Genomic DNA, 11880 nt, shown 5'->3' on the forward strand with positions numbered 1-11880 from the left:
GTAAAGAGGCTATTCGCATTTTCTGCGAATACATCCACTTCTGATAACGATCGCTCAGGAGCCGAGATCGGCCCTGACCAGGCGATTCGCTCGATTCGCCACGCGCAGGATCACCTCGGGCGAGGCGAACTGTTGTGGTTTCCTGTGTCGCAAAATCCGGGTCTGATCAGGCATTTTGTGTCTCATTGTTGCATTTTTTGCATTTTGACTGCAAAAATTGCAGTCGACATAGGAGGCTCCTTGGGTGATAAGTTCGGCGGTCTCGCGTTCCTCCCGCTGCCTAATCGAGAGCCGGATCGTGACGGGTTCCTGAGCGAGGTGCTCACCGGGTGGAAGCGATCGCACTCGGCGCAAAACTTCACCATGCAAACGACCAGGCGCCGGGTCGCATCTGTTATGCGCCTGGCGGACTTCTCGGGCAAGTATCCGTGGGAGTGGGCCCCCGTCGACGCGGACGAGCTGTTCGACCATCTTCGCGGTGTCGAGAACCTGGCCTTGTCCACTGTCCGGGCCTACCAGACGGACATCAAACTGTTTTGCGAGTATGCAACCAACCCTGAATACCCGTGGAACGAGAACTGCGGGCGCCTCTTCGGGACAACCTTTTCCCAGGTGATCACCGAGTTCAACAAAGCCAGGCACGTCCAGGATGCCGATATGGGTCCGGAGAAGCGTGCCTTTACTCTCGAGGAGCTGCAGGCCTTCTTCGACCTAGCCGACCTGGAAGTCGAACGGATCATAAACTCCGGACGCAAGGGCGCTCTTGCCGCGTGGCGTGACGCCGTCGCCTTCAAGACCGCCTACGGTTGGGGCCTTCGGCGCGACGAACTCCGTCACCTCGGCCTGGTCGATTTCTCCCGCAATGTCAAGGCTCCGTACTTCGGCGACTACGGCATTCTGCGCGTCCGGTTCGGGAAGTCGCAGAAGGGCTCCCCCAAGAAACAGCGGTCCGTGCTGACCCTCCTGGACTGGGCAGCCGAGGCGGTTGATGACTGGGTCAAACGCGGTCTTCCCCGCTACGGGCAGCCTGTCAGCGATCTCTTCCCGACTGGCCGCGGCGGCCTGGTTCCGGAAAAGAACCTCCGGGATCGGATGCGCGGATTCCTCGACGAACTCGGCTTTCCGCCGGGGCTCGACCTTCACTCCCTGCGACGGTCCTATGTCACGCACATGCAGACCGAGTACGGCTATGACACCAAGTTCATCTCGATGCAGGTTGGCCACGAGCACACAGCGACGACCACGATCTACACACTTCCCTCCCCCGACTTCGCCGCGCGCGAACTGGAACGCGTGCTCAACACAACCCTCCTGGCCAGCAACAGCAAGCTGCTGACCAAACCCACAACGCCTTCCGGAAAGGCATCACGATGAACCGTCAAATCGACTACCAGTTCCGCGTCAAGGAGCTGATGGCACGCGCCGGGATGCGCAACAGCCGCGATCTGGTCGCTCCGCTTCGGGAGCGTGGCATCACGCTCTCCGAGTCGCAGATCTACCGACTCGTCGGACAGAACCCGGACCGGATCGCCTTCCAGGTCTTGGCAGCACTTTGCGACATCTTCAAGGTCGAAGCCAACGAAATCTTTACCTACACAGGAACGGAAACCCGCACCCAGCGCCGTCGGACCGCCGTCGGCGACGGCACGGATGTCCCCCTGATGGAGGCCTACCGCCCGGTCCGCGCCCGCATTACCCGTCCCGATGAGCAGTGAGTTCAAGCCGCGCGGTCGTCCCCGATCAAACAGGACGAGCGAGGGTTGCGACCGCTGCGGGAGAACCACCGGAAAGATCCGGGTCCGCTGGCCAGACGGACGGATCTGCGGAATATGCTTCACGAACGCAACCCACCGATACGGTCAATGCCCGCTCTGCGGTGCCGACAGAATGCTGCCAGGTCGAACGGATGCGGGCGACGACATCTGTCGCGAATGCGCCGGCATCACGACGGACCTCACCTGTGACAACTGCGGCCGCGAGGCCGAGCGCTTCCGCGGGGGTCACTGCATCACCTGCGTTCTCGCCAACGATCTGACGGAGCTTCTGAGGCCGAATGACCCACCCGACCTGCGGCTCAAACGCCTTATCAAGGTATTGACCGGGGCCACGCGGCCGGAGAGCATCTACACCTGGCTGCGCAGCAACGGTGGCCGGTCCGCCGGGCTGCTCAAACGGATCGGTGACAGGGAGATCGAGCTCTCCCACCGGGCTTTCGACGAACTGCCCAAGACGCCGGCGGTCGAGCACGTCCGCGCGATCCTCACTCATAACCGGATCCTGCCCGCACAGGAAGACCGGCAGCTGGCCATGTTCGAGCAGTGGCTGGAAGAACGCCTCGACCAGCTCTCCTCGACGCCGGAAATCCACGCCCCCATCGAGCGTTTCGCCCGCTGGCATCACCTCAAGAGACTTCGGGCGGAGTCATCCGCGACGAAGAACATGAACTATGCCGTGCGCTCGGCCAAGCAGGAGATCACAGAGGCCGGAAAGTTCCTCCGCTGGCTCCTCGATGAGCACCGCCGGACAGCAGCTTCCTTCCGCCAGATACATATCGACGAATACCTCTCCGAGGGCACCTCAACCCGTCGACATATCCGGAACTTCATCCAATACCTCAAGCGGGAAACGCCGGGGAAGGACATCCAGGTCGCTGCGCGGCTGGCCAGGACGACGCCCGTCCTCAGCCAGCAGGAACGCCTGGACCTTGTCCGCAAGCTCATCGAGGCCGACAACGTCGCCTTGTCGATCCGCATCGCGGGGCTGATCTTCCTGCTCTATGGCATCCCCATCGGCAGGATCGCCATGCTCACCATCGACGACGTCGAAGTGACCGGCAAAGGCATGTTCCTCAGTCTCGGCCGGTATCCGGCACCTATTCCCGAGCTGCTGGCACCCATGTTCTGGGCCCACCTCCAGGACCGCGCCGGCCAACAGACAGTCAACCGCGATACACGCTGGCTCTTCCCGGGCGTCCGCGCAGGAGCACCCCGATCCCCCAACACCCACCTCCTGAAGCTGCGCGGGATGGGCGTCAACATCCAAGGCATCCGCAACACCACCCTGCAGAGCCTGGTCAAAGAAATTGACGCCACGTCACTTGCCCGCATGCTCGGATACAGCAAGCAGACTCTGTCCCGCCACGCGGGAGCCGCCGGCGCACCCATGTCGAGCTACGTTGTCGGCAAGAACCCCCGCTTCGCCGAAGAGCGCAGTCGCGACCAAACTGCGAACAAAACCCAGTGACAAAGCACCAGAGGGTATGACGGCGAGCATCATCGATAGAGACCCTCAGCTCGCCCACGGAGCGAGGAATAAACCCCAAAGCGATAACCCGCTTATCCAGTTGAGGCTCGGAAGCGGTTAGGTTTGGGGACGATTTGGCATGTCATCCCCCTGCGTCCATGGCCTATTTGCGGCCGTGTGTACTTGGCAAGTGCAGCCGGAGGGCTGGGGCTGCCGGCTGAGCTCAGTTGGCGGTTTCGGTTCCACTACATACTGATATGCGAAATCCTTGTCACTCAGTTTTAGGGCAAACTCGGATCATCAATCGCCCGGAATTTTAGATTTTTCATTGTAGATTCTATTTGCTGTTCGTAGGCGGTCCTGAACGAGTGCCGAATGGAGTCCTTCTTAAATCGAATACGGCTTGCTTCCAGATCGGAAATAAGGCGTAACAAGCGATGAGAATCGTCTACTCGACCCATCCGACTCATGTAGGCCGACATGCAGATTAGCTTGATCGAATCCGCCATTATTCTTAGTTCTTTATGTCTTTCTGCGACTTGCTCCAATCGGCGGACCCAACCCGGCGGTTGGACATCCAGCAAGAGTATGGCCGCCCCGATGGCCCCATCTATGTCGGCCGCCAAGTCGTTTTTGTCCAGGGCGTCTTCCAAAGCCGCAACGAGACGAGTCGTACTCAGCGAACTTGAGACGCCGCCGGACATGAGAAGGACTGGGGAGATGCCGGCCAGGACTCGAACGAACGCCTCTCTTCTTTCTTCTGGGACATCGATTGTGTTCGTCATCTGGTCCAGCGTCCGCTTTAGTGCTTCAACTAATTCCGGATCATCTGCAAAGACCGAACCGAGTTTCCCCCATCCAATCAAAACCGATCCTAGGATCCGGGCTTTCATGTCAGGATCAGCAATAAGCACCGAATCGCGGAGCGCGGTGGAAATGACGTCCAAACCGATGGCAAATCTGTGGAAGTCTGGCAACTCATTCGGAAGTGTCAGGAGTGCCACCTTGCCATCACGTCGAGGGTACATCTCAAGGTCGTCTCTGCCGTCTTCGGGGGCCTCAATCTCCCGAAGGTCTGACGGTTCCTCTTCAGGTTCAAGGGTAAGGAGCCGTTCCTCCAGATCATCCGGCGCGTCGATTTGCGTGACTCTTGCGTGAAGGGACTGTGAGGAGTGAACGCCCTCGTTCAAATGGCTAAAGAAGCCCTCCAATGCAAGAAGGAAATCCTTGTCGGCACGCTCCAGGGACGGATAATGCTTCAAAATGGGGGCATACAGGAGCGGGTTCTCCAACATCCGTCCTCTGAGTTCCCGGTTTTTTGTTGCCGCCTTGGCCGCAAATACGTACAAGTAACTGCTGTGCGAGAACGATATGTTGCCGCCTTCGTGTTGCAGCACTTTGCGTTCACGAAGCTCAGCCAGCAAGTCTCCGGCTGACTCAGGAATTCCACGTGCCGAGAAAAAGGCGGCAACCCGTGTCGTCACTTCTCCCTCTGGAACTGATCCAGATTCTTCCTCAATAAAGTACTGCGCCAAGTCGGCTAGCACGGCAGCTCGAAGGTCAGAGTCCATCCCCCACCGTGAATCTTCTTCGAAGTCGCCGCGACCTATCAACTGATTCAGATATAGATCAAGCAGCGTCGTATGCGAACTATTCGCGGGGACCATCTTTCCGCCAAGAAGGACAGAGATGAGCAACGAGATGGTGAAAGGTGTACGCGGCAGGTGATGCTGTTGAAGAATGCTGACGACGTTGTCTTCGATGGTCTTGGACCGAGCCGGCGAGACAAGATCCAGCAGACCCCGGATGTCGGAACGCCAGAGTTCGCCGATGTACTGGATCTCGGAAGGTATTCCGTAGTCGAGCAACAGCTTGGAGAGCTCAGCTTCGTAGCCCTCTTGGCACGTGATGAATATTGAGGACTCATCGAGGCCCTTTATGTCCTTTATGGTTTGCTGACAGATCGTCGTGGTGTAGGGAGATAGGTCATCGATGCCGATAATCAGGTCGGGAAACGACTCATTACGTGAAACGGACAGTCCCACTTCACGTGCCCGCTCCTTCAACGCGGTGATCAGTGGGCGGCCGCCCTTGTGCAAGTCCTTCGATGCAACCAATAACGGTATGCGACCCGAACTTCTTGCAGCTTCCTCCAAAAGCCAATACAGAGCTGTTGTGCGGCCGGAGCCGCCATGACCCGCGATGATTGTTACGCCGCGCCCGCTTGCCACTTCGCGGGGGTCAGATCGCTCTATCTGCCGCTTCTCTGCAAGAGCGGAAGTCTGGGCAGCACGCGCCTGTTCGGACGACAGGGGTTGGAGTACCGGGGGGGCGATCAGCTGATCGATTGTTTTCTCGCCAACGTCTGCCGCATTTTCGCACAGGATAGTGCCCTTGCGAACCCTCGAAGCTAAGACGTCGCGGGCCAGTTCGACACGATTCTGCACCACGACCGCAGCGCCAATTTGAGGCTTGAACTGGTCAAGGAAGTCTGGAAGGTCTGAATAGTTGGCGCCGTAACTAACGGGTGTGATGTTATCTCCGGCATGAATTTGGCGGAGCCTGGGAAGTTCAGAGTCTCGACAGAGCCTGAAATGGGTGACTGCTGAGGTTACGAAGGTCTGTCGGTGCCATTGCAGGAGGCGGGAAAAATTAGGGTCAGCCAGGCCATCCCCGACTCCGACGTAGATCAGAGACCTCACGGAAGACGCGGCTTGCTGCAAGGCCTGAAGTGGAGCCGAACTCAAAGCCCGTTGGTAGTCCGATTCACTTAGCACTACGGAATCTGCTCGGCTCCACACACCGTGCAGATGCCCGACTGCAGGGGAACGACGGCTAATCACCTTATGTAGCTCGGCGGGCTCGGTCCAGTCAGCTGATGGCCGGCCGGTAGTCTGCTCTATCAGGGTGTCGTAGTTGGTAGTGAGAATCGGGCATTTAAGCGCATCGAGGGCCATGGGCCACGAAGGGTCAAGGGGCTTGAGGCTACCCACGAGTGCGCTCAGCCAGTTGGCCACGGACTGTTCGCCTTGGGCGCCGATCTTGCTCGAGATCAGCCCAGCAGCAGCGAGCAACAGAGAAGTGTCGCCCTCGTCTTTCGCGGCCTGTAGGTTTCCCTTGACTGTAGCCATCCAGGTTGCGGTCACTCCGGGGGCATTATCCTTGGCCCAGTAAATGCTTTGTTCAAGAAGGCCAAGCCAGCTTGCAGTCTGGGCGTTTTCAGAACAAGAGATCGATAAACCGGTGCCGACGATTAACGTGGCCTGGACCTCGGAAAAAGCCAGAGCAAGCGATTCCATTTCAGACATTTGTGCCTATTCCCCCTACTTCAACACGGCATAATGACCGCCTAGACAGCCTAACCTCGGTTCCAGAATAAGACGATGATGGTTTGCTGGTTACGCAGAAGTTTCCTGCAATACGATCCACACACTAAACATTGGGTCGGAGGCGGATGAGCGAGTGCGACGCATCCCCGCCAATAAGGGCCGATATGTAATCCTGTGGCGACCGTCCCGTCGCACCATGGATCGTCCACGGATGGATCCCTTCCAGCGGCAGGAGCAGCGTCCCTAAACTTCCGCCACCGGAGCCGCGAACTGGGCCGCATACAGCGCCGCATACGCCCCGCCCGCTTCCAGCAGTGAAGCATGCGTCCCCTGTTCCACGATCTGGCCGGCCTCCATCACCAGGATGAGGTCGGCGTCGCGGATGGTGGACAGGCGGTGGGCAATGACGAACGACGTCCGGTCCGAGCGCAGCGCGCTCATCGCCTTCTGCACCAGCACCTCGGTGCGGGTATCCACTGAAGAAGTCGCCTCGTCCAGGATCAGCACCGAAGGCCGGGCCAGGAACGCGCGGGCAATGGTCAGCAGCTGCTTCTCCCCCGCCGAGACGTTGGCGCCCTCGTCGTCCAGCACGGTGTCGTAGCCCTGCGGCAGGGACTTCACGAACCGGTCCACGTACGTCGCCTTCGCCGCCTCCAGGATCTCCGCCTCGGACGCTGACGGCCGGCCGTAGGCGATGTTGTCCCGGATGGTGCCGCCGAACAGCCACGTATCCTGCAGCACCATGCCCATCCGCGAGCGCAGCTCGTGCCGGGACATCGCGGCGACGTCCACGCCGTCCAGCGTGATCCGCCCGGCGTCGAGCTCGTAGAACCGCATCATCAGGTTCACCAGAGTGGTCTTCCCGGCCCCGGTCGGGCCCACGATCGCCACGGTCTGCCCCGGCTCGGCCACCAGGCTCAAGTCAGCAATCAGCGGCTTGTCCGGCGAGTAGGCAAAGGACACGTCCTCGAACACCAGCCGCCCCCGCCCGCCGTCGGGAGCCTGAGACGGCACCGGGTCGGCCGACTGCTCCTCGGTGTCCAGCAGCTCGAACACCCGCTCGGCGGAGGCCACGCCGGACTGCAGCAGGTTCGCCATGGAGCCCAGCTGGGCCAGCGGCTGGGTGAACTGCCGCGAGTACTGGATGAACGCCTGCACGTCGCCCAGCTGCATCGCCCCGGAAGCGACCTGCAGCCCACCCACCACGGCGATCCCCACGTAGACCAGGTTCCCGATGAACGTCATGGCCGGCATGATCAGCCCGGAAATGAACTGGGCGCCGAAGCTGGCCTGGTACAGCTCCACGTTCTTCTGCCGGAACGTCTCCTCCACCTCGCGCTGCCGGCCGAACACCTTCACCAGCGCGTGCCCGGTGTAGGTCTCCTCGATCTGGCCGTTCAGTTCGCCCGTGTTTTTCCACTGCGCCACGAACAGCTTCTGCGAGCGCTTGGCGATCACCGTGGTGGTCACCAGGGTCAGCGGAATGGTCACCAGGGCGATGATGGCCAGCGTCGGCGAGAGGATGACCATCATCACCAGCACCCCCACCACGGTCAGCACCGAGGTCACCGCCTGGCTGATGGACTGCTGCAGGCTCTGGGAGATGTTGTCGACGTCGTTGGTGACCCGGCTGAGCAGCTCGCCGCGCTGCACGGTGTCGAAGTAGCGCAGCGGCAGCTTATTGATCTTCGCCTCGATCCGCTCGCGCAGCCGGTACACGGTGCGCTGCACCACGCCGTTGAGGATGTGGGCCTGGATCCACATAAACGCCGAGGCCAGCACGTACAGCGCCAGCGCCCACAGGAGCACGGAGGACAGCGCGGCGAAGTCGATCCCGGTGCCGGGCGTCAGCGTCATGGCGCTGAGCATGTCCGCCTTCTGGTTCTCCCCCGCAGCCCGCAGCTGCGCGATCAGCTGGGACTGGCTCACCCCGGCAGGCAGCTGTTTGGACACGACGCCGGCGAAGATCAGGTTGGTGCCCTCGCCCAGCAGCCGCGGGCCAATCACGGAGAACGTCACGCTTATGACGGCGAGGAGGAGTACCAGCGTCAGCCAGAGCCGCTCGGGGCGGAGTTCGCCCAGCAGTCTCTTCGCCGACGGCCAGAAGTTCATCGCCTTCTCCGCCGGGATGTTCATCCCGGCGAACGGGCCGCCGTGGCCGGGGCCGCCGCGCGGACGGGGAATCCTCAGCGGGGCCTCCTCGCCGGCGCCAGCGCTGCCGGAAGCTCCGGCGCCAGCACCGGTTCCGGGCGTCTGGGACTCGACCTTGCTCATGCCGCCTCCTCCGCCGCGAGCTGGGAATTCACAATTTCGTTGTACGTCTCCGAGGTCTCCAGCAGCTCCTCGTGCGTTCCGTGCGCCACGATCCTGCCGTCGTCGAGCACTAGGATCTGGTCCGCGTCCACGATGCTGGACACCCGCTGGGCGATGATCACCAGCGTCGCGCCGGCGGTGTGCTGCCTGAGCGCCTGCCGCAGCCGGGCATCCGTGGCGGTGTCCAGCGACGAGAACGAGTCGTCAAAGATGTAGAGCTCGGGCCGTTTCACCAGCGCCCGGGCAATCGCGATCCGCTGCCGCTGCCCGCCGGAGACGTTGGTGCCGCCCTGCGAGATCGGTGCGTCCAGCCCGCCCTCCATTTCGCGGACAAAGCCCTCCGCCTGCGCGATGGACAGCGCCCGCCAGAGTTCGTCCTCGCTGGCGTCGGGTTTGCCGTAGAGCAGGTTGCTGCGGACCGTGCCGGAGAACAGGTAGGGCTTCTGCGGGACCAGGCCGATGTGCCCCCAGAGCAGGTCCGGGTGAAGCTCCCGCACGTCCACGCCGGCGATCCGCACCGAGCCGGAGGTGGCGTCGAAGAGCCGCGGCATCAGGTTCACGAGGGTGGTCTTGCCGGAGCCGGTGCTGCCGATGATCGCCGTCGTCTGCCCGGCGCGGGCGGTGAAGCTTACGTCCGAGAGGACCGGCGCCTCGGCACCCGGGTAGGCGAATCCGACGTCGCGCATTTCCAGTTCGCCGCGGGCGGCGCGGCCGGAGAGGCTGACCGGGTGCTCGGGTGGCCGGACGCTCGATTCGGTGCCCAGCACCGCGCCGATCCGGTCCGCGGAGACGGCCGCGCGCGGGATCATGATCGCCATGAAGGTGGCCATCATGACAGACATCAGGATCTGCATGAGATAGCTCAGGAACGCGATCATTGTCCCCACCTGCATGGAGCCGTCCTCGATCCGGTACGCGCCGAACCAGATCACGGCCACGGACGAGACGTTGAGCACCAGCATCACCGTGGGGAACGCGAGCGCCATCAGCCGCCCGGCACGCAGCGCGGTGTCCGTGACGTCCTCGTTGGCGCGGCCGAAGCGGGCGGTCTCGATGTCCTCGCGGACGAAGGCACGGACCACGCGGATGCCGGTGAGCTGTTCGCGCAGCACCCGGTTGACCGTGTCGATCCGGGTCTGCATCAGCCGGAACAGCGGCACCATCCGGGTGACAATCAGGCCCACAGCGATGAGCAGCACCGGCACGCTGACGGCGATCAGCCAGGACAGCTGCACGTCCTGGCGCACGGCCATGATGACGCCGCCGATGCTCAGCATGGGCGCGGTGACCATCAGCGTGGCGGACATCAGCACCAGCTGCTGGACCTGCTGGACGTCGTTCGTGGACCGGGTGATCAGACTCGGCGCGCCGAACCGGGTCACTTCCTGCTCGGAGAACTCCGCCACCCGGGTGAAGATCGCGCCGCGGACGTCCCGGCCCAGCGCCATCGCGGCCTTCGCGCCGAAGTAGACCGCGGCGATGGTGCAGGCGATCTGCAGCAGCGTGATCATGAGCATCTCGCCGCCAGTGCGCATGATGTAGTCGGTGTCCCCCTGCGCCACGCCCTGGTCGATGATGTCGGCGTTCAGGGTGGGCAGGTACAGCGAGGCGATGGACGCCGCCAGCTGGAAGACGACGACGGCGAGCAGCAGCCGCCGCTGCGGCCTCAGGTATTCGACGAGCAGTTTCCAGAGCATCCGGTCTCCACGGTCCCTAATTCACGCACGGTGATTCGAACGCCAGTTTACGTCCGGATGCTGGGTGCGGACCCTGTTCCTCTCAGGGCGGATGCGTTCCGACGGGCCGCCCTTGCCTAGGTGCGTCAGGAGCCTGCCTCCACCGAAATCTGTGTGCGAGGCGAACGGCCCTAGTCTGCGCCTCCGGGAGTTGTGACAGTGGAGGGGAGCCACGCAGTTGGTTCCTTCCTCTCACTCCTCAAATCGTGCTCCTGGAGGTTCGCATGGCAGCTGTACGGGCATTTGTCGGGATCCACCCGATCCCGCCACACTCCGCAGCGCATCGGCCGGTTCCCGCTGAGTACCGCTGCGTGGTCGCGGTGCGGGCGGGCGGCCCGGAGGTGCTGGAGGTCGTGCGGCGCACGCTGCCGGAACCCCGAAGGGGTGAGACGCGGGTCCGGGTCGAGGCCTGCGGCGTGAGTGCCGTCGATGTGCAGATGCGCCAAGGACTGTCGACATATCCGCCGCGGTTCCCATTCACACCCGGCTACACCGCGGTCGGTGTGGTGGACGCGGTGGGGAAAGGCGTCACCGCCGTCGCACCTGGGGATCGCGTGGTGGTGCTGACGGAGACGGGCGGATACGCAGAGTACGTCTTCGTGCGCCGGCACCCGATGATGCGGATCCCCGCCAGCCTGGATGCGGGTGAGGTGGTGACCGTGGCCCTGAACTACCTGGTGGCCCACCAGGCACTCTCCCGTGTTGCCCGAATCCGGCACGGGCAGGTGGTCTTGGTCACCGGGCCCGCGGGCGGGATCGGCACGGCCATCGTACAGCTCGGTCAGCTTCTGGGATTGAAGATGTACGGGGCCGCCGACGCCGCGAAACAGCCCTGGCTCACCGACCACGGGGTGGTGCCCCTCGGCTCGCGGGGTGCGGACGTCGTGGACGCCGTACGGCGTCTCGAGCCCGACGGGTTGGACGCGGTGCTCGACGGCGTGGGCGGCGAGTGGGTGGAGCAGGCCCTGGCGGTGCTTCGTCCCGGGGGTGTGCTGGTGGAGTACGCCAATCCCGGAAGCCCGGGCGCGACCCTGCGCCTGCTGCTCCGGGCGGTGCGCCACAACGTGGCTGGGCGCGGGGCGAGGATCCGGTCCTACAGCACCGGGGTGTGGCGGTTCGACCGTCGTCCGCTGCTGGGGGCCTGGGCCACCCTCTACGAGTTGCTCGGGGCCGGGCGGATCCGCCCGGTCATCGCCGGCCGTATCCCATTGCTGGAGGCGGCCCGGGCCCACACGCTGCTGGAGGGCGGCGACGCCGTC

The 11880-nt window shown here is 62.8% G+C and carries 7 protein-coding genes; 4 read left to right on the plus strand and 3 right to left on the minus strand.

Annotated elements, in window-relative coordinates; genetic code table 11:
- Positions 1-240: 240 nt before the first annotated feature.
- The 3 genes from K789_RS0112120 to K789_RS0112130 all read left to right on the plus strand — a co-directional run bounded on the left by K789_RS0112120 (position 241) and on the right by K789_RS0112130 (position 3243).
- Entirely contained in the window at positions 241-1374 is a 1134-nt protein-coding gene (locus tag K789_RS0112120; RefSeq protein WP_024366784.1) for a tyrosine-type recombinase/integrase, read from the plus strand.
- On the plus strand, positions 1371-1715 hold the full coding sequence (locus K789_RS0112125) for a helix-turn-helix domain-containing protein (RefSeq protein WP_024366785.1): 345 nt from the start codon (positions 1371-1373) through the stop codon (positions 1713-1715). Before K789_RS0112120 ends, K789_RS0112125 begins: the two co-directional genes overlap by 4 nt.
- Positions 1716-1887: 172 nt before the next feature.
- Positions 1888-3243, plus strand: a complete 1356-nt coding sequence (locus K789_RS0112130) for a hypothetical protein (protein WP_024366786.1) — start codon at positions 1888-1890, stop codon at positions 3241-3243.
- 281 nt (positions 3244-3524) lie between these two features.
- Here the strand turns inward: K789_RS0112130 and K789_RS0112135 are convergent, their stop codons facing one another.
- The 3 genes from K789_RS0112135 to K789_RS0112145 form a co-directional block, all read right to left on the minus strand.
- Entirely contained in the window at positions 3525-6551 is a 3027-nt protein-coding gene (locus tag K789_RS0112135; protein ID WP_024366986.1) for an SIR2 family NAD-dependent protein deacylase, read from the minus strand.
- A gap of 264 nt (positions 6552-6815) precedes the next feature.
- Positions 6816-8846, minus strand: a complete 2031-nt coding sequence (locus K789_RS0112140) for an ABC transporter ATP-binding protein (RefSeq protein ID WP_024366987.1) — start codon at positions 8844-8846, stop codon at positions 6816-6818.
- Complete coding sequence (locus K789_RS0112145) at positions 8843-10582, minus strand: ABC transporter ATP-binding protein (RefSeq protein WP_024366988.1); 1740 nt, start codon at positions 10580-10582, stop codon at positions 8843-8845. Before K789_RS0112145 ends, K789_RS0112140 begins: the two co-directional genes overlap by 4 nt.
- Positions 10583-10845: 263 nt before the next feature.
- Here K789_RS0112145 and K789_RS0112150 point away from each other — a divergent pair.
- Positions 10846-11880: zinc-binding dehydrogenase (locus tag K789_RS0112150; protein ID WP_024366989.1), on the plus strand; the 1035-nt coding region annotated here is incomplete at its 3' end.

The organism is Arthrobacter sp. TB 26, assembly GCF_000427315.1.
Classification (GTDB): Bacteria; Actinomycetota; Actinomycetes; order Actinomycetales; family Micrococcaceae; genus Arthrobacter.